Source organism: Serratia sp. CY44782, from assembly GCF_052168715.1.
GTDB classification, from domain to species: Bacteria; Pseudomonadota; Gammaproteobacteria; order Enterobacterales; family Enterobacteriaceae; genus Serratia; species Serratia nevei.
In genome coordinates, this window is the sequence record NZ_JBJNME010000004.1 from 120,134 (window position 1) to 138,063 (window position 17,930).

At 60.3% G+C, this 17,930-nt stretch carries 18 protein-coding genes; 10 read left to right on the top strand and 8 right to left on the bottom strand.

Annotated elements, in window-relative coordinates; all coding sequences use genetic code 11:
- Positions 1-69 precede the first annotated feature (69 nt).
- Positions 70-1,476, top strand: a complete 1,407-nt coding sequence (proY, locus tag ACJ8HT_RS08825) for a proline-specific permease ProY (protein WP_019454218.1) — start codon at positions 70-72, stop codon at positions 1,474-1,476.
- A gap of 46 nt (positions 1,477-1,522) precedes the next feature.
- On the opposite strand, the gene ACJ8HT_RS08830 is transcribed toward proY, so the two are convergent.
- The 4 genes from ACJ8HT_RS08830 to ACJ8HT_RS08845 all read right to left on the bottom strand — a co-directional run bounded on the left by ACJ8HT_RS08830 (position 1,523) and on the right by ACJ8HT_RS08845 (position 3,832).
- The gene (locus ACJ8HT_RS08830; RefSeq protein ID WP_025160069.1) at positions 1,523-1,810 is read right to left on the bottom strand and encodes a HigA family addiction module antitoxin; all 288 of its coding nucleotides are present in this window, start codon (positions 1,808-1,810) and stop codon (positions 1,523-1,525) included.
- Positions 1,810-2,088, bottom strand: a complete 279-nt coding sequence (locus ACJ8HT_RS08835) for a type II toxin-antitoxin system RelE/ParE family toxin (RefSeq protein WP_019454217.1) — start codon at positions 2,086-2,088, stop codon at positions 1,810-1,812. Before ACJ8HT_RS08835 ends, ACJ8HT_RS08830 begins: the two co-directional genes overlap by 1 nt.
- An 85-nt stretch (positions 2,089-2,173) precedes the next feature.
- Positions 2,174-2,443 (bottom strand): hypothetical protein, encoded by a 270-nt coding sequence (locus ACJ8HT_RS08840; RefSeq protein ID WP_049199847.1) that lies wholly within the window; start codon positions 2,441-2,443, stop codon positions 2,174-2,176.
- Between the two features lie 132 nt (positions 2,444-2,575).
- Positions 2,576-3,832 carry a mechanosensitive ion channel family protein gene (locus ACJ8HT_RS08845; protein WP_197652298.1) on the bottom strand — a complete coding sequence of 419 codons (1,257 nt, stop codon included), beginning with the start codon at positions 3,830-3,832 and terminating at the stop codon, positions 2,576-2,578.
- Positions 3,833-4,079: 247 nt separating this feature from the next.
- On the opposite strand from ACJ8HT_RS08845, the gene malZ reads away from it, so the two are divergent.
- Positions 4,080-5,903 (top strand): maltodextrin glucosidase, encoded by a 1,824-nt coding sequence (gene malZ / locus ACJ8HT_RS08850; protein WP_197652297.1) that lies wholly within the window; start codon positions 4,080-4,082, stop codon positions 5,901-5,903.
- Between the two features lie 53 nt (positions 5,904-5,956).
- On the opposite strand, the gene ggt is transcribed toward malZ, so the two are convergent.
- The 3 genes from ggt to ACJ8HT_RS08865 all read right to left on the bottom strand — a co-directional run bounded on the left by ggt (position 5,957) and on the right by ACJ8HT_RS08865 (position 9,367).
- Positions 5,957-7,720 (bottom strand): gamma-glutamyltransferase, encoded by a 1,764-nt coding sequence (gene ggt, locus ACJ8HT_RS08855; protein ID WP_197652296.1) that lies wholly within the window; start codon positions 7,718-7,720, stop codon positions 5,957-5,959.
- A 233-nt stretch (positions 7,721-7,953) separates the two neighbouring features.
- The gene (locus tag ACJ8HT_RS08860; RefSeq protein ID WP_019454212.1) at positions 7,954-8,556 is read right to left on the bottom strand and encodes a peroxiredoxin C; all 603 of its coding nucleotides are present in this window, start codon (positions 8,554-8,556) and stop codon (positions 7,954-7,956) included.
- Between the two features lie 229 nt (positions 8,557-8,785).
- The gene (locus ACJ8HT_RS08865) at positions 8,786-9,367 is read right to left on the bottom strand and encodes an ACP phosphodiesterase (protein ID WP_046688353.1); all 582 of its coding nucleotides are present in this window, start codon (positions 9,365-9,367) and stop codon (positions 8,786-8,788) included.
- A gap of 120 nt (positions 9,368-9,487) precedes the next feature.
- Here ACJ8HT_RS08865 and queA point away from each other — a divergent pair, with 120 nt between their 5' ends.
- The 5 genes from queA (at position 9,488) to secF (ending at position 14,972) form a co-directional block, all read left to right on the top strand.
- Positions 9,488-10,558 (top strand): tRNA preQ1(34) S-adenosylmethionine ribosyltransferase-isomerase QueA, encoded by a 1,071-nt coding sequence (gene queA, locus ACJ8HT_RS08870; RefSeq protein WP_197652295.1) that lies wholly within the window; start codon positions 9,488-9,490, stop codon positions 10,556-10,558.
- A gap of 72 nt (positions 10,559-10,630) precedes the next feature.
- The gene (tgt, locus tag ACJ8HT_RS08875; RefSeq protein ID WP_033647322.1) at positions 10,631-11,755 is read left to right on the top strand and encodes a tRNA guanosine(34) transglycosylase Tgt; all 1,125 of its coding nucleotides are present in this window, start codon (positions 10,631-10,633) and stop codon (positions 11,753-11,755) included.
- Positions 11,756-11,788: 33 nt separating this feature from the next.
- On the top strand, positions 11,789-12,121 hold the full coding sequence (yajC, locus tag ACJ8HT_RS08880; protein ID WP_004940391.1) for a preprotein translocase subunit YajC: 333 nt from the start codon (positions 11,789-11,791) through the stop codon (positions 12,119-12,121).
- Positions 12,122-12,145: 24 nt separating this feature from the next.
- A complete protein-coding gene (secD, locus tag ACJ8HT_RS08885) occupies positions 12,146-13,993 on the top strand; it encodes a protein translocase subunit SecD (protein ID WP_071845295.1) in 1,848 nt (615 codons plus the stop codon).
- Between the two features lie 10 nt (positions 13,994-14,003).
- On the top strand, positions 14,004-14,972 hold the full coding sequence (secF, locus tag ACJ8HT_RS08890) for a protein translocase subunit SecF (RefSeq protein ID WP_019454209.1): 969 nt from the start codon (positions 14,004-14,006) through the stop codon (positions 14,970-14,972).
- Positions 14,973-15,035: 63 nt separating this feature from the next.
- On the opposite strand, the gene ACJ8HT_RS08895 is transcribed toward secF, so the two are convergent.
- The gene (locus ACJ8HT_RS08895; protein ID WP_194572998.1) at positions 15,036-15,596 is read right to left on the bottom strand and encodes a DUF3251 domain-containing protein; all 561 of its coding nucleotides are present in this window, start codon (positions 15,594-15,596) and stop codon (positions 15,036-15,038) included.
- A 175-nt stretch (positions 15,597-15,771) separates the two neighbouring features.
- Between ACJ8HT_RS08895 and nrdR the strand changes: the two genes are divergently transcribed.
- From nrdR to ribH, 3 genes are all read left to right on the top strand, one after another.
- Positions 15,772-16,221: a transcriptional regulator NrdR gene (nrdR, locus tag ACJ8HT_RS08900; RefSeq protein ID WP_004940387.1), complete on the top strand. Its 450-nt coding sequence runs from the start codon at positions 15,772-15,774 to the stop codon at positions 16,219-16,221.
- Positions 16,222-16,231: 10 nt separating this feature from the next.
- Positions 16,232-17,341 (top strand): bifunctional diaminohydroxyphosphoribosylaminopyrimidine deaminase/5-amino-6-(5-phosphoribosylamino)uracil reductase RibD, encoded by a 1,110-nt coding sequence (ribD, locus tag ACJ8HT_RS08905; RefSeq protein WP_197652294.1) that lies wholly within the window; start codon positions 16,232-16,234, stop codon positions 17,339-17,341.
- 107 nt (positions 17,342-17,448) lie between these two features.
- Positions 17,449-17,919 (top strand): 6,7-dimethyl-8-ribityllumazine synthase, encoded by a 471-nt coding sequence (gene ribH / locus ACJ8HT_RS08910; RefSeq protein ID WP_004940385.1) that lies wholly within the window; start codon positions 17,449-17,451, stop codon positions 17,917-17,919.
- Positions 17,920-17,930: the final 11 nt, after the last annotated feature.

A 17,930-nucleotide genomic window follows, 5' to 3' on the forward strand; every position in this document is an offset into this window, starting at 1 on the left:
CCCCCGGCTTAATCCAGGGCCACGGACATGTCCGTGGCTTTTTTACGTTTAAAACTATGGGTCATCTTCATGCAACAACAGTCACCCACCACTGCCCCCGACAATAAGCTGAAACGCGGCCTCAGTACGCGTCATATCCGCTTTATGGCGCTGGGATCGGCCATCGGCACCGGGTTGTTCTACGGCTCGGCGGACGCCATCAAAATGGCCGGCCCGAGCGTGCTGCTGGCTTACCTGATCGGCGGCATCGTGGCCTTTATCATCATGCGCGCACTGGGGGAGATGTCGGTCAACAACCCGCAGGCCAGCTCGTTTTCCCGCTACGCGCAGGACTACCTCGGCCCGATGGCGGGTTACATCACCGGCTGGACCTACTGCTTTGAAATCCTGATCGTCGCCATCGCCGACGTGACCGCCTTCGGCATCTATATGGGGGTCTGGTTCCCGGAAGTGCCGCACTGGATCTGGGTGCTGAGCGTGGTGCTGATCATCGGCGCCATCAACCTGATGAGCGTCAAGGTGTTCGGCGAGCTGGAGTTCTGGTTCTCGTTCTTCAAGGTCGCCACCATCATCATCATGATCGCGGCCGGCATCGGCATCATCATCTGGGGCATCGGCAACGGCGGGCAACCGACCGGCATTCATAACCTGTGGTCGAACGGCGGCTTCTTCAGCAACGGCTTTATCGGCATGATCCTGTCGCTGCAGCTGGTGATGTTCGCTTACGGCGGCATTGAAATCATCGGCATCACCGCCGGCGAAGCCAAAGATCCGAAAAAATCGATTCCGAAGGCCATCAACTCGGTGCCGTGGCGCATTCTGGTGTTCTACGTCGGCACGCTGTTCGTCATCATGTCTATCTATCCGTGGAACCAGGTGGGCACCAACGGCAGCCCGTTCGTGCTGACCTTCCAGCATATGGGCATCACCGTGGCGGCGGGCATTCTCAACTTCGTGGTGATCACCGCTTCGCTGTCGGCGATCAACAGCGACGTGTTCGGCGTCGGCCGCATGCTGCACGGCATGGCCGAGCAGGGCCACGCGCCGAAGATGTTCAGCAAGGTGTCGAAACGCGGCATTCCCTGGGTGACGGTGGTGGTGATGATGCTGGCGCTGCTGCTGGCGGTATACCTCAACTACATCATGCCGGAGAGCGTGTTCCTGGTGATCGCGTCCCTGGCGACCTTCGCCACCGTGTGGGTGTGGATCATGATCCTGTTCTCCCAAATCGCCTTCCGCCGCAGCCTGAGCAAAGAGCAGGTGAAGCAGCTGGCGTTCCCGCTGCGCGGTGGGGTGTTCACCTCGGTGGTGGCGATCGTGTTCCTGGTGTTCATCATCGGCCTGATCGGCTACTTCCCGACCACGCGCGTCTCGCTGTACGCCGGCCTGGTCTGGGTGGTATTGCTGCTGGCGGGATACTGGTTCAAGGTCAACCATCAGAAAAAACGCGCGCCGCTGGCGACGCAGCAAGACTAAATGGAAAAACACCGGCTAAGGCCGGTGTTTTTTTTAGGGGCTGGCGTCAAGCGAAGTCCAGCTTGCGCAGTTTCGAAACGTCGATGGACTGCCTGGCCTGCCACAGATCGTAAGCATCCTGCATGCCCATCCAAACCTGTTCGGAACTGCCTATCACGATGGACAGGCGGATGGCCATTTCCGGCGAGATATCGGACTTTCCGCTGATCAGGCGTTGAACCGTGGAGGGCGCAACGTCCAGCGCTTTAGCCAGCGCGCGCGCGCTGAGATTCAGCGTTTCCATGGTTTCTTTGATCAACTCGCCAGGATGAGGGGGGTTATGCATGCGGTTCATTAGTGATAGTCCTCATAATTCACGATATAAACATCACCCTCGACCAGTTCAAACGTGATACGCCAGTTGCCGGTTACGGTGACGGACCATTGTCCGCTGCGAGCGCCCGTTAGCGGGTGCAAGAAGAAGCCGGGTAGATCTACGTCATCAATCACTTTCGCCAGATCCAGCACGCTCAGCCGCAGCGCGATTTTCTTCGCCTGCTTGGCGTCGATACCCGCTGTTGAACCGGTTTCGAAAAACTTTTTGAGTCCCTTATGCTTGAAGCTTCTTATCATCCTGACGGCTCCATGAGTGTTGCGCTATACGCATCATAGCCAGGTGTTGCGTATGGCGCAACAAAATGGGGCGTTTTTTAACCTATTATGCCAGGCGTTTGTCTTCCACTTCATCCTCCCCGGCGGCGCGCGCTTCGATACGCATGTCGCCGCCGTTAAGGCGTTCTTCCTCTTCCTCGCCGGCGCAGCGCGCCAGCACTTCGCGAATGTCCTGCATATTGCTGCTGAGGGCGCTCAGCGAAGGTTGCAGATTGCGGGGCATGCGGCTTTCGTCCAGCGAAGCGCTGTGCAGGCAGCCGATAAACAGCAGGGTGGCCATCAGGGTAAACAGCCGATGACGTAACCGTTTCAGCAAGGGCTTTCCCTCTCGGTGGTGAAGGTGATGGCGCATTAACGCCGTTTTCGCCGGGGAAAAGAAGGGGATGGAGATATCTGCTGGCAATTGAAAGAACATCATTACCAGCAGACACAGTTACGTCAGCCGACGTCAGGAAGCGTTCGCGTTTTGTAGCAGCATGCCGCGCAGGTCATTGCCGGTTGGCGTTTGATGCACGCGCAGGCCGAACTCGTCGATCACCGCCAGAATATGGTCGAAAATATCCGCCTGAATGCTTTCATACTCCGCCCAGACCGTGGTGTTGGTGAAGGCGTAGATTTCCAGCGGCAGGCCTTCCGGCGTCGGCGCCAGCTGGCGCACCATCAGCGTCATGTTCTGGTGAATGCGCGGGTGAGCGCGCAGATAGGCTTCCAGATAGGCGCGCAGCGTGCCGAGGTTGGTCAGGCGGCGGCCGTTGAGCGGCGAGGCCAGATCGACGGCGATCTCCTGGTTATGCTGGCTTAGCTCCTGGGTCTTGACGTTCAGGTAGCTGTGCAGCAGCGGGTTGCGCTGCAGGCGGCGCTGTTCCTCTTCCGACAGGAAGTGCACGCTGCCGGTGTCGATATTCAGGCTGCGCTTGATGCGACGCCCGCCGGATTCCGACATCGACCGCCAGTTTTTGAACGAGTCGGAGATCAGCGCGTAGGTGGGAATGGTGGTGACGGTGTTGTCCCAGTTACGCACTTTGACCGTGGTCAGACCGATGTCGGTGACCGCGCCGTCGGCGCCGTATTTCGGCATTTCCAGCCAGTCGCCGATCTTCAGCATATTGTTGGCGGAGAGCTGAATGCCGGCCACCAGCCCGAGGATCGGATCCTTGAACACCAACATCAAGACCGCGGTCATGGCGCCTAGGCCGCTGAGCAGCAGCAGCGGCGATTTGCCCATCAGCAGCGAGACGATCATGATGCCGATCAGGATCGCCGCCACCAGTTTCAGGCCCTGGAAAATGCCGCGCAGCGGCAGCTGATTGGAAATCGGGCTTTGGCGCAGCAGCGCCAGCAGCGTATCCAGCAGCGAGAACAGCGACAGCAGGGTGAAGGCGAGGATCCACACCTGCGCGGCGGTGACGATCACCGCCTGGGTCTGGCTGCCGCTCTGCAACCACAGCGTCGCCTGGATGCTGATGATCACCCCTTGCAGCAGCAGCGCCACGCGCTGGAACAGTTTGTATTGGGTGATGGCCTGTTGCCAGACGCGCTGCGATTGCTGGCCACGGCGCTGAAGGGCGGCCAGCACCACCCGGTGCAGCACCAGGTGGATCGCGACCGAGATCAGGACAATCAACCCCAATACCATCAACAGCGACATCACTCCGCCGAATTCCAAACCAAACTGTTCCAGCCAGCGCGTTATCTGTTGTTGCATTACCGCTCCTTAAAAAATGCGCAAAAAATATCCTGTAAACTTAAAACGCGTTAGCCTAAGGGGTAACGTGCAGGATTTGTGCCTGTTTACCTTTTTTTACATCGGGTTAGCGTTATTTTTCGGTCTCCGCCCCCCGGCTCATCCCCGGGTTTTGCGGCCAAAGAGGAGGGGGAGTTGCACTTAACGTGGCATTGTTCGTTTCTTGAAGAACGCCGTCGATTTCGTTTGGTACAGCAGGAGAAACAGTATGCTTAACGCCTGGCATCAACCGGTCCCGCCTTTTGTGGTGAAGCAAGGGCAACGTTTGGATATCACGCTGTGGTTACAGGGGGATGAACTGCCGGAACGGGTGTTTTTGCGCGCCGAACCGGACAACGAAGAGTGGCTGCTGGCGATGAAAGCGCAGCGCCACGAGGGGATGCGGCGCTACCAGGCCAGCCTGACGCTGAATGAGGGCGAGCCGACGCGGCGTTACTGCTTCAAGCTGCTGTGGGCCGATCGCCAGCAGTGGTTCGGCCCGCAGGGCTGGTCGCCAACGCCGCCGGGCCAGCTGGCGCAGTTCGCCGTCGATGAGCCCGACCATGGCCCCGAGTGGGTGGCGGATCAGCTGTTCTACCAGATTTTCCCCGATCGCTTCGCCAGCAGTGGCGGCGAACACGGCATCCAGAGCGGCAGCTACCGCCATCACGCGGCCGGGGCCGAGGTGATTCGGCGCGACTGGCAGCATCCGCTGGAGGATCGCCACGCCGCCTCGACCTTTTACGGCGGCGATCTGGACGGCATCAGCGCCAAACTGCCGTACCTGCAGCAGCTGGGCGTGACGGCGCTGTATCTGAACCCGATTTTTACCGCGCCGAGCGTGCATAAGTACGATACCGAGGACTATTACCAGGTCGATCCGCACTTTGGCGGCAACGCGGCGCTGCAGCGTTTGCGAGTGAGCACTCACAAAGTGGGCATGAAACTGGTGCTGGACGGGGTATTCAACCACACCGGCGACTCGCATCCGTGGTTCGACCGCCATCGCCAGGGCGAAAACGGCGCCTGTCACCACCCCGATTCACCGTATCGTGGCTGGTTCAACTTTTACCCGGACGGCCGCGCGCTCGACTGGAAGGGCAACGCCAGCCTGCCGAAGCTCAATTTCGCCGAGCAGCAGGTGGCGGAAGCGATCTATCGCGGGGAAGGCAGCGTGGTGCGCCACTGGCTGCGCCCGCCGTACAGCATCGACGGTTGGCGGCTGGACGTGGTGCACATGCTGGGGGAGAACGGCGGCGCCACCGGCAACCTGCACCACCTGGCTGGCATCTATCAGGCGGTGAAGCAGGAGAACCCGCAGGCCTACGTCTTGGGCGAGCACTTCGGTGACGCGCGCCGCTGGCTGCACGCCGGCGTGGAGGATGCGGCGATGAACTACATGGGGTTCGCGCTGCCGGTGCGGGCATTTTTGGCGGGGCTGGACGTGGCCTATCACCCGGTGCGGCTGGACGCCGCCGGGTGCGCGCAGTGGATGGACGGTTACCGCGCCGGGCTGCCGCACGGCCGCCAGCTGATCCAGTTCAACCAGTTGGACAGCCACGATACCGCGCGTTTTCTCACGCTGTTGCAGGGGAACGCGGCGCGCATGCAGATGGCAGCGGTGTGGTTGCTGAGCTGGATTGGCGTGCCTTGTCTCTACTACGGCGATGAGATTGGTCTGGACGGCGGCAACGATCCGTTCTGCCGCAAGCCGTTCCCGTGGGACGTCGGCGACTGGGACCGGCCGCTGTTGGCGCTGTTCCAGCGCATGGCCGCGCTGCGTAAACAGAGCGTGGCATTGCGTCGCGGCGGCTGTCAGGTGCTGTATGCCAGCGGAGAAACGCTGGTGTTCGTGCGCCTGTATCAGCAGGAGCAGGTACTGGTGGCGCTGCAGCGCGACGGCAGCGGCCAGGCGCAGCTGCCGCACAACCCGCTGTTGGCGCGCGGCCCGTGGCGGCGTGTGGAAGGGCGGGGAGAGTTGAGCGAAACGGCAGGCGGGCTGCGCCTGCAGCTGGCGGAAGAGTCGGCCACCGTGTGGCGCTGCGAAGGCTAAAGCAGCTGCGGGGGCCAAAGGGCCCCCGCGATAAAAGTGAGTAGGCGTTTACATCAGTAACCGACCGCAGAACCTGCCGGGCGACGCACGTCGTTGGCGCCGTACAGATAGCCTTCGCGCACCTTGCCGGAAACCGCCGAGTCGTTGCCGGAGTTGGCCGGGCTGACGCCCGCCGCGCCCGGCAAACCGACCAGAATCAGTTCGGCGGCGCCCCACGGCGTTTGCTCGACCATCTTATAGCCCATGCCGCTCAGCAGCTTCAGCGTATCGGCGGAAACGCCGCGCTGTTCGTAGTACACCTCATCCGGCAACCATTGGTGATGGATGCGCGGTGCGTCCACCGCTTCCTGCGGCGCCATGCCGTGGTCGATCACGTTCAACGCGGTCTGCAGGGTGATGGTGATGATGCGCGAACCGCCCGGCGAGCCCAGTACCATAAAGATCTTGTTGTCCTTGGTCACCAGCGTCGGGCTCATCGACGATAGTGGGCGCTTACCGGGGGCAATGCTGTTGGCGGTGCCCTGCACCAGCCCGTACAGGTTTTTCTCGCCCACTTTGACCGTAAAGTCGTCCATCTCGTCGTTGAGGAAGAAGCCGGTGCCCGGTGCGATCACCACGGCGCCGAAGCGGCCGTTGACGGTATAGGTGGTGGAGACCGCGTTGCCGTCGTGATCGACGATCGAATAGTGGGTGGTTTCCGGTTTCTCATGCGGTTCCATGCCGGGCTGCACGTTTTCCGACGGCGTGGCCTTGTCCGCGACGATTTTCTTGCGGATCTGCTCGGCGTAGCTCTTGCTCACCAGCCGGTCGATCGGGTTCTTGATGAATTCCGGGTCGCCGAGGTAGGTGTTGCGGTCCATGTAGGCATGGCGCATCGCTTCGGTCATGGTGTGAATGGCCGCCGCCGAGTTGAAGCCCATACTTTTCAGGTCGTAGCCTTCCACCACGTTGAGGATTTCGCACAGCGTCACGCCGCCGGAGCTGGGAGGCGGCGCCGACACGAACTTGTAGCCGCGATAGCTGCAGGTAATCGGCGGGGTTTCGGTGACCTTGTAATTGGCGAAGTCGGCCGTGGTCAATATGCCGCCGCCCTGTTTGGCCGCTGCCTCCACCGCCTGCGGGATCTTGCCTTTATAGAAGGCGTCGGTTCCCCCTTTGGCGATGGCTTCCAGCGTATTGGCCAGATCGGTTTGCACCAGCTTGTCCCCCGGCTGCAGCGGGCTGCCGTCCGGGCGCAGGAAGATTTTGGCCGACTCGGGATCCTGTTTGAAGCGCGCGACGGTGGTGTCGAGGATATCGGTATCGGCGCGGGTCAGCACAAAGCCTTCGCGCGCCAGCCTGATAGCCGGCGCCAGCACCTGTTCGCGGCTCAGCTTGCCGTACTTCTCACGCGCGGTTTCCATCCCCAGCACGGTGCCCGGCACGCCCGCCGCCAGATAGCCGTACAGGCTGGCGTCTTTCTTCACCTTGCCGTCGGCATCCAGATACATGTTGGCGCTGGCCGCCGCCGGCGCGGTTTCACGGAAGTTGATGAAGGTGTCGGTGCCGTCCGCCAGGTGGACGGTCATAAAGCCGCCGCCGCCGATGTTGCCGCAGCAGGGGTTAACCACCGCTTGCGCATAGCCCACTGCCACGGCGGCGTCGATGGCGTTGCCGCCCATCTTCAGGATATCCACGCCGACCTGCGAGGCCAGGTGTTGCGAGGTGACCACCATGCCGTTTTTGGCTTCTACCGCCGGGTTGGATGCCGCATACAGGCTGCCGCTGACCAGCAGCGCCGCCATGGTCAGGGGTTTGCTCCATTTCTGTAAAAACATAGTTATTCCTACCCTGTCAGTTTTTATTGTGTTGTGTTTGCTTGCCGCTGTTCACTTGCAAAGCGCGAGCCAGCGTTATTGATAGTAGCCGCAGATGGGCGTGCGCGCGGCGAGCAGGGTGGGAAATGTGAGCGGAAACAGGGAAATAAAGCACTGAAGGTGGGCGCTCTGCCCCATAAAGGGGCATAAAAAAACCGGCCGCGTGGGCCGGTTGATTCACTATCAGGCTGAAATTACAGCTTGGCAGCGTTTTCAGACAGGTATTTTGCAACGCCGTCTGGAGAAGCGCCCATACCTGCTTTGCCTTTTTCCCACTGAGCCGGGCACACTTCACCGTGCTCTTCGTGGAATTGCAGCGCATCAACGGTACGGATCATTTCGTCGATGTTACGGCCGATTGGCAGGTCGTTAACAACCTGAGCACGCACGATGCCGTCTTTGTCGATCAGGAAGGAGCCGCGCAGCGCAACGCCGGCTTCCGGGTGTTCGATGCCGTAAGCTTTCTGGATTTCACGCTTGATGTCAGCAACCATTGCGTATTTCACTTCACCGATGCCGCCTTTGTCGACAGGGGTTTTACGCCATGCGTTGTGGACGAACTCTGAGTCGAAGGAAACGCCAACCACTTCAACGCCACGCTTCTGGAACTCTTCATAGCGGTGATCGAAAGCGATCAGCTCGGAAGGGCATACGAAGGTGAAGTCCATTGGCCAGAAGAACAGCACGGCCGGTTTGCCGTTCAGGTGCTTCTTCAGGTTGAAGTTTTCAACGATTTCGCCGCTACCCAGTACGGCAGCTGCAGTGAAGTCAGGGGCTTGACGAGTTACCAGGACCATAATTACTCCTGTAATAGGTGTTAAAGGGTGGATGTAAAAACAAGGGCCAGTATAGGGGCCGCGACTTGGTGAATAAAGGGTAAAAGACCAATCGATGAGATAGCTTTCACCTATCAAAGTCGTTGATATAATTTAGCGAGCTTTAAAAATAACCTTTTCCCACAAAAGGGCAAGCGGCAAAACGTAAATTCTTGCAAGGCGTTGCAATTTCAATGGCTTGGGCTTGACCTCAGAGCGCTTTGTCCTTCGCCTGCCGCATCATTTGCGGGTAAAACTGCCAGAACTGTGTTTCAAGCTGATGATAATGTTGCTCGACGTCGGCGAACGAGCCGGCCAGCGCATCGAGGCGCGGGCGGCGGCTGGCCATGCCCTGCAGCACCCGGGCGATGAACGGCAATTCGGCGTAGCGCTCCAGCCAGCGTTCCGGCCACAGGTAGCCGTTCAGGTTTTGAAAGCGCGGCGGCGTGAGCGGCAGAAAAGGTTCGATCTGGCTGCGGGCTTCCTGGGTAAACTGGTGCAGGTCGCGCGAGGGCTCCAGCTGCTGCCAGTGGCGCGCCAGAAAATGGTCCCACACCACGTCGAGGGTGATCGGCGCCACGCGGCGGTAGGGGGCGCTGAAATAGTCGCGGCTGGCTTTGACCTGCGGCAAGCTGTCGGTCAGCACGTCGACGCGGCGGTGCATCATGATGCCGGCCACCACGTCGGGCTGGTAGTCGGCGGCGGGGTTGCCGCGCACGAAATCGGCCAGCAGGTTGCCCAGCAGCGAGCTGTCCGCCAGCATGGCCAAGTGAAGATGAGCGAGAAAATTCATCCCTCAACTATACCCGAAGTCAGGCAAATCCTCCTTATTTCTTGCCGCTGACCGCCCCCGGCTTTAGACTAGGCCGCCTGTTTTTTACCAACCAGCCCTAAATTGAAGAAGTGAATACCCATGCGCGTCGCTGATTTTTCGTTTGAACTTCCCGAATCCCTGATTGCCCACTATCCCCAGGCCGAACGCAGCGCATGCCGCCTGCTGCAGCTGGACGGGCCGAGCGGGGCGCTGACGCACGGCGTATTCACCGATCTGCTGGATAAGCTGGAAGCCGGCGACCTGCTGGTGTTCAACAATACCCGCGTGATCCCGGCGCGCATGTTCGGCCGCAAGGTCAGCGGCGGCAAGATTGAAGTGCTGGTGGAGCGAGTGCTGGACGACCACCGCGTGCTGGCGCACGTGCGTGCGTCGAAAGCACCGAAGCCGGGCGCCGAGCTGCTGTTGGGGGATGACGAGAGCATCGCCGCCACCATGGTAGCGCGCCACGAGACGCTGTTCGAGCTGCGCTTCAACGACGAACGCGACGTGTTCACTATCCTCAACGCCGCCGGCCATATGCCGCTGCCGCCTTATATCGCCCGCCCGGATGAAGACGCCGACCGCGAGCTGTATCAGACGGTTTACAGCGAGAAACCCGGCGCGGTCGCCGCGCCGACCGCCGGCCTGCACTTCGACGAACCGCTGCTGGCGGCGCTGCGCGCCAAGGGCGTGGAAATGGCGTTCGTGACGCTGCACGTCGGCGCTGGCACCTTCCAGCCGGTGCGCGTGGAAACCATCGAAGATCACGTGATGCACGCCGAATACGCCGAAGTGCCGCAGGACGTGGTCGATGCGGTGCTGGCCTGCAAGGCGCGCGGCAAACGCGTCGTGGCGGTGGGCACCACCTCGGTGCGCTCGCTGGAAAGCGCCGCGACGGCCAGCAAAGAGGCGCTGATTGCGCCGTTCTTCGGCGATACCAGCATCTTTATCTATCCGGGCTATCACTATCAGGTGATCGACGCGCTGGTGACCAATTTCCACCTGCCGGAATCGACCCTGATCATGCTGGTGTCGGCCTTCGCCGGCTATAAAAATACCATGAACGCCTATCAGCAGGCGGTGGCCGAGCAGTATCGCTTTTTCAGCTACGGCGATGCGATGTTCATCAGCCGTAACCCGCAGGCGGAAAACGAGTCCGTCGGCGGTTAATTTCCTGGGCTGCGCCCACGGCGCGGCCCCGTTTCAACGACATCAGACTGTTTCTCTGATGCTGGAGGCTTTGTGAAGTACGAACTACAAACTACCGATGGCCGCGCGCGTCGCGGCCGCCTGATCTTCGACCGCGGCGTGGTGGAAACCCCGGCCTTTATGCCGGTCGGTACCTACGGCACGGTCAAGGGCATGACGCCGGAAGAAGTGAAAGAGACCGGCGCACAGATCCTGCTGGGCAACACCTTCCACCTGTGGCTGCGCCCGGGCCAGGAGATCATGAAACTGCACGGCGATCTGCACGACTTCATGCAGTGGCATGGGCCGATCCTTACCGATTCCGGCGGTTTCCAGGTATTCAGCCTGGGGGCGATGCGCAAGATCAAAGAGGAAGGCGTGTACTTCCGCAACCCGATCAACGGCGACAAGGTGTTCCTGAGCCCGGAAAAATCGATGGAAATCCAGTATGACCTGGGTTCCGACATCGTGATGATCTTCGACGAATGTACGCCGTACCCGGCCGACTGGGACTACGCCAAGCGTTCGATGGAAATGTCGCTGCGCTGGGCGGAGCGCAGCCGCAAGCGTTTCGACGAGCTGGAAAATAAAAATGCGCTGTTCGGCATCATTCAGGGCGGTGTTTACGAAGATTTACGTGATGTTTCCGTCAAAGGGCTGGTGGATATCGGCTTTGACGGGTACGCTGTGGGCGGCTTGGCTGTAGGCGAGCCGAAAGAGGATATGCATCGCATTCTTGAACACGTTTGCCCGCAAATTCCGGAAGATAAGCCACGCTATTTGATGGGCGTCGGCAAGCCGGAAGATTTGGTGGAAGGCGTGCGTCGCGGCATCGACATGTTCGACTGCGTCATGCCGACCCGCAACGCCCGCAACGGCCATCTGTTCGTGACTGACGGTGTGGTAAAAATCCGTAATGCCAAGCACAAGGATGATACTTCTCCGCTGGATAAGGACTGTGATTGCTACACGTGTCGCCATTACAGCCGCGCCTACTTGCACCATCTCGACCGTTGCAACGAAATATTGGGTGCTCGACTGAACACGATTCATAACCTGCGTCACTACCAGCGCCTCATGGCGGGTTTACGCCAGGCTATCGAAGAGGGTAAATTAGAGCAGTTTGTTGCGGATTTCTATGGTCGGATCGGCAAGCCGATTCCGCCTTTAAACGCTTGATCTAATAATTGATAACTTAATGAGGGAATTTCAATGAGCTTTTTCATTTCTGACGCCGTCGCATCCGCAGGGGCTCCGGCTCAGGGAAGCCCGTACTCTCTGATCATTATGCTGGTGGTGTTCGGCCTGATCTTCTACTTCATGATCCTGCGCCCACAGCAGAAGCGCGCGAAAGATCACAAGAAGCTGATGGACTCCATCGGTAAAGGCGACGAAGTGCTGACCACCGGCGGCCTGATCGGTCGCGTGACCAAAGTGGCCGACACCGGCATCATCGCCATCGCGCTGAACGACACCACGGAAGTGATGATCAAGCGTGACTTCGTGGCGGCCGTTCTGCCGAAAGGTACCATGAAGGCCCTGTAATCTTTTTTCCCGAAGGGAATTGCCGTGCTAAACCGTTATCCTTTGTGGAAGTATCTGATGTTGATCGTCGTGATCCTCGTCGGTCTGCTTTATGCGCTTCCCAACATCTACGGTGAGGATCCGGCCGTACAAATCACTGGCGCGCGCGGCGTCGCCGCCAGTGAAACTACGCTGGACCAGGTCCGTACCGTATTAGAAAAAGACAACATCGCGAGCAAGTCGATTGCGCTGGAAAATGGCGCCATCCTGGCTCGCTTTAAAGATCCTGACGTTCAGCTGCGCGCCCGCGAAGCGCTGGTGACCGAGCTGGGTGACAAATTCGTCGTGGCGCTGAACCTGGCGCCGGCCACGCCGACCTGGCTGGCCATGCTGGGCGCAGAGCCGATGAAACTCGGCCTGGACCTGCGCGGCGGCGTGCACTTCCTGATGGAAGTGGACATGGACACCGCGCTGAGCAAGCTGCAGGAACAGACCATGGATACCCTGCGCAGCGAGCTGCGCGAGAAGGGCATTCCTTACGCGTCTATCCGCAAGCTGGACAACAACGGCGTGGAAGTTCGCTTCCGTGACGATGCGGCCCGCGATCAGGCCATCAGCTACATCGGCCCGCGTCAGCGCGATCTGGTGCTGTCCGCCAACGGCGCCAACACCATGAAAGCCAGCCTGACGGACGCCCGTCTGAGCGAAGCGCGCGAATACGCCGTCCAGCAGAACATCACTATCCTGCGTAACCGCGTCAACCAGCTCGGCGTCGCCGAACCGCTGGTGCAGCGCCAGGGCGCCGACCGCATCGTGGTCGAGCTGCCGGGCATTCAGGACACCGCGCGCGCCAAAGAAATTCTGGGCGCCACCGCGACCCTGGAATTCCGTCTGGTGAACACCAATGCGGACGCCACTGCGGCGGCCAACGGCCGCGTGCCGGGCGACTCCGAGGTGAAATACACCCGTGACGGCCAGCCGATCGTGCTGTACAAGCGCGTGATCCTGACCGGTGACCACATCACCGACTCTACCTCGAGCACCGACGAATACAACCAGCCGCAGGTTAACATCTCGCTGGACAGCGCCGGCGGCACGTCCATGTCCAACTTCACCAAGGACAACATCGGCAAGCCGATGGCGACCCTGTTCGTGGAGTATAAGGACAGCGGCAAGAAAGACGCCAATGGCCGTGCGGTGCTGGTGAAACAGGAAGAAGTGATCAACGTGGCGAACATTCAGTCGCGTCTGGGCAACAGCTTCCGCATCACCGGTATCGGCAACCCGAACGAAGCGCGTCAGCTTTCGCTGCTGCTGCGTGCCGGTGCGCTGATCGCGCCGATTCAGATCGTCGAAGAGCGCACCATCGGTCCAACCCTGGGTCAGCAGAACATCACCCAAGGTCTGGAAGCCTGTCTGTGGGGCCTGGTGGCGTCCATCGTCTTCATGGTGGTCTGGTACCGTAAGTTCGGCGTGATCGCCACCACGGCGCTGGTCGCCAACCTGGTGCTGATCGTCGGCGTGATGTCCCTGTTGCCGGGGGCGACGCTGACCATGCCGGGCATTGCCGGGATCGTGTTGACGCTGGCGGTGGCGGTTGACGCCAACGTACTGATTAACGAACGTATCAAGGAAGAGCTGAAGAATGGCAGGTCCGTTCAGCAGGCGATCCATGAGGGCTATAAAGGCGCGTTCTCCAGTATCGTCGACGCCAACATCACCACGCTGATCACCGCGGTCATCCTGTACGCAGTCGGCACCGGTTCGATCAAAGGCTTTGCGATCACCACCGCTATCGGTGTGGCGACGTCCATGTTCACCGCGATTGTCGGTACCCGTGCCATCGTCAACCTGCTTTACGGCGGCAAACGCATTAACAAGCTGTCTATCTGAGGAGTGCGTTGTGGCACAGGATTATACTGTTGAGCAACTCAACTACGGCCGTAAAGTCTACGACTTTATGCGCTGGGACTACGTGGCCTTCGGCATCTCGTTGGTGCTGTTGGTCGCGTCGATCGCCACCATGTCGGTGCGCGGGTTTAACTGGGGTCTGGATTTCACCGGCGGTACGGTAATTGAAATCAACCTGGAGAAACCGGCTAACCTCGACCTGATGCGCGACACGCTGGAGAAGGCCGGGTTCCAGGATCCGATCATCCAGAACTTCGGCAGCAGCCGCGACGTGATGGTGCGTATGCCACCGGCCACCGGTACCGCAGGCCAGGAACTGGGCAACAAGGTGATCGGCGTGATCAACGACTCGGTGGATAAAAACGCCACCGTGAAGCGTATCGAGTTCGTCGGCCCGAGCGTGGGCAGCGAGCTGGCGCAAACTGGCGGCATGGCGCTGCTGGTGGCGTTGATCTGTATCCTGATCTACGTTGGTTTCCGCTTCGAATGGCGCCTGGCGCTGGGGGCGGTTATCGCGCTGGCGCACGACGTGATCATCACGCTGGGCGTGCTGTCGCTGTTCCACATCGAGATTGACCTGACCATCGTCGCGTCTCTGATGTCGGTTATCGGCTACTCGCTGAACGACAGCATCGTGGTTTCCGACCGTATTCGTGAGAACTTCCGCAAGATCCGCCGCGGTACGCCTTACGAGATCATGAACGTGTCGTTGACCCAGACGCTGAGCCGTACGCTGATGACTTCCGGGACCACCCTGATGGTGGTGCTGATGCTGTACATCTTCGGTGGCGCGATGCTGCAAGGCTTCTCGCTGGCGATGCTGATCGGCGTGTCGATCGGTACCGTCTCCTCCATCTACGTCGCGTCCGCGCTGGCGTTGAAACTGGGGATGAAACGCGAACACATGCTGCAGCAAAAAGTGGAAAAAGAGGGCGCAGACCAGCCTTCGATTCTGCCTTAACCGCCGCAGTATTCAGCGAAATGAGGGGGAGCGCCGATGGCGCTCCTTTTTTTGCTTCGGGTTTCAGTGCGGCTGCACCACCGCCGGTTGGGCGGTCGAAACCAGACTGTGCAGGCGGATATAGCCCAGCTGTTCCGGCGTCAGGCCGCTGAAGCGCAGCTCGAAGTCCTGACCGGGCTTCGGCAGCAGCGAGTCGGCGCTGGCGATCGGTTGCGACAGTGCTTCGGCGGTCAGCGGCCGGCCGGTGGCCTCATCCAGTTGACCCCATTCCACCACCGCGTTGAACGGCGGTAGCGTAGCCTGTGAGAGGATGCGCACATGCAGCTGCGCCTGCGTGCCGTTGGCTTCGCTCTTGATGTGGCTCAGCGAAACGCTCAGCTCGCCGAGGCTGCTCTGCAAACGGGCGGCGCTCCGGGCTGCCGGCAGCAGGTAGACGCCGTTGTCGGAGTGCTGATTGAGCAGATTCTGCCGCTCCAGCGCGGTGGTTTGATCGGTCAGCACGCTCACTTTCTGGTTCAGTGCGGCGACCTGATGGCGCAGCTGAGGCACGGCGGCGTTGTGCGCGCAGCCCGCCAGTAACACGGCGGCGGCGAGCAGGGCGATTTTGGGGTAACAGGTTGTCATGACGGCGATTTCCTATGCTGAATCTCCTGCTATCAGCTTAGTCCGCCCGGAGGCGAAAGTCATATTGGCGCCGTCTCCCGGCCGCGTGTCGCAACAAATGGCCGCCGCCCTTTGTTGTGGCTGCACTTCGGGGTAAACTGCATTTATCTATAAAAAACGTTTATCAGGACGTGTTATGCATTGCCCTTTCTGCGCCGCCGTTGATACCAAAGTCATTGATTCCCGCCTGGTGGGGGACGGTTCGCAAGTGCGCCGTCGCCGCCAGTGTTTGGTGTGCAATGAACGCTTCACCACCTTTGAGGTGGCCGAGCTGGTGATGCCGCGAGTGATTAAAAGCGATGAGGTGCGCGAGCCGTTCAACGAAGACAAACTGCGCCGCGGTATGCTGAAAGCGCTGGAAAAGCGCCCGGTAAGTTCGGACGACGTGGAAAACGCCCTTAACCATATCAAATCCCAACTGCGCGCCACCGGCGAACGCGAAGTGCCGACCAAGCTGGTGGGCAATCTGGTGATGGACGCGCTGAAAAAGCTGGATAAGGTCGCCTATATTCGCTTCGCGTCGGTGTACCGCAGCTTCGAAGACGTGCGCGAGTTCGGCGAAGAGATTGCCCGCCTGCAAGACTAAAGGATCTTTCATGCATCACGACGAATTTTACATGGCGCGCGCCTTCGAACTGGCGCGGCTGGGGCGTTTTACCACCGCGCCCAATCCGAACGTCGGCTGCGTTATCGTGTGCGACGGCGAAATTGTCGGTGAAGGCTATCACCTGCGCGCCGGCGAGCCGCACGCGGAAGTGCATGCGCTGCGCATGGCGGGCGACAAGGCGCGCGGCGCCACCGCCTATGTCACGCTTGAGCCCTGCAGCCATCACGGCCGCACGCCGCCCTGCGCCGATGCGCTGGTGGCCGCCGGCGTCACGCGGGTGGTCGCAGCGATGCAAGATCCTAACCCGCAGGTGGCGGGGCGCGGGCTGTACAAGCTGCAGCAGGCCGGCGTCGAGGTGCGGCATGGCCTGATGCTGGCCGAGGCCGAAGCGGTCAATCTGGGTTTCCTCAAGCGCATGCGCACCGGTTTCCCTTACGTTCAGCTGAAGCTGGGCGCGTCGCTGGACGGCCGCACGGCGATGGCCTCCGGCGAAAGCCAGTGGATAACCTCACCTGAAGCGCGTCAGGACGTGCAGCGCCTGCGCGCGCAGAGCGCCGCCATCCTCAGCACCAGTGCCACCGTGCTGGCGGATGACCCGTCGCTGACGGTGCGTTGGGATGAATTGGACGCCGAGACGCAGCGCCTCTATCCGCGCGAGAATCTACGCCAGCCGCTGCGCATCCTGCTCGACAGCCAAAACCGCATTACCCCGCAGCACCGCGTGGTGCAGCAGCCGGGCGCCACCTGGCTGGCGCGCCTGCAGGCAGATGAACAGGCCTGGCCGCAAGACGTTGAGCAGTTTATCTGCCCGGCGCACGGCGGCGGCGTCGATCTGGTGGTGATGATGATGCTGTTGGCCAAGCGCCAAGTGAATTCAATCTGGGTGGAGGCGGGCGTATCGCTGGCCGGCGCGCTGCTGCAGGCCGGCCTGGTGGATGAGCTCATTTTGTACATCGCGCCGAAACTGTTGGGCGATAATAGCCGTGGCCTGTGCCACCTGCCGGGCCTGGAGCGGTTGGCCGACGCGCCGGAATTCGTCTTTAGCGATGTGCGTCAGGTCGGCCCCGATCTGCGTTTGCGCCTGCGGGCGAAACACTGAATCTCGCGCCCGCGCGCCGGTTTTACAAAAGCGCCGCGCAGGCGATGAAAGAATATGATAGAATCCGCCCCCCTGCGGGGTATTGAACCCATTTTTAAGGAAAGCCCATGAAAGTTATCGAAGGTGTTGTTGCTACTCCAAATGCCCGTGTGGCGATCGCAATTGCACGTTTTAACAATTTCATCAACGACAGCCTGCTGGAAGGTGCCATCGACGCGCTGAAACGCATTGGTCAGGTTGCTGACGACAACATCACCGTTGTCTGGGTCCCGGGCGCTTACGAGCTGCCGCTGACGGCGAGCGTATTGGCCAAAACCGGCAAATACGACGCGGTTATCGCGCTGGGCACCGTTATCCGTGGGGGCACTGCGCACTTTGAATATGTGGCGGGCGAAGCCAGCTCCGGCATCGGCAACGTTGCAATGAATGCCGAAATCCCGGTTGCTTTTGGCGTGCTGACCACCGAAAGCATCGAGCAGGCGATCGAACGCGCCGGCACCAAAGCGGGTAACAAGGGCGCTGAAGCCGCGCTGACCGCACTTGAAATGATTAATGTTATCAAAGCTATTAAAGCCTGAATTTAGTTAAG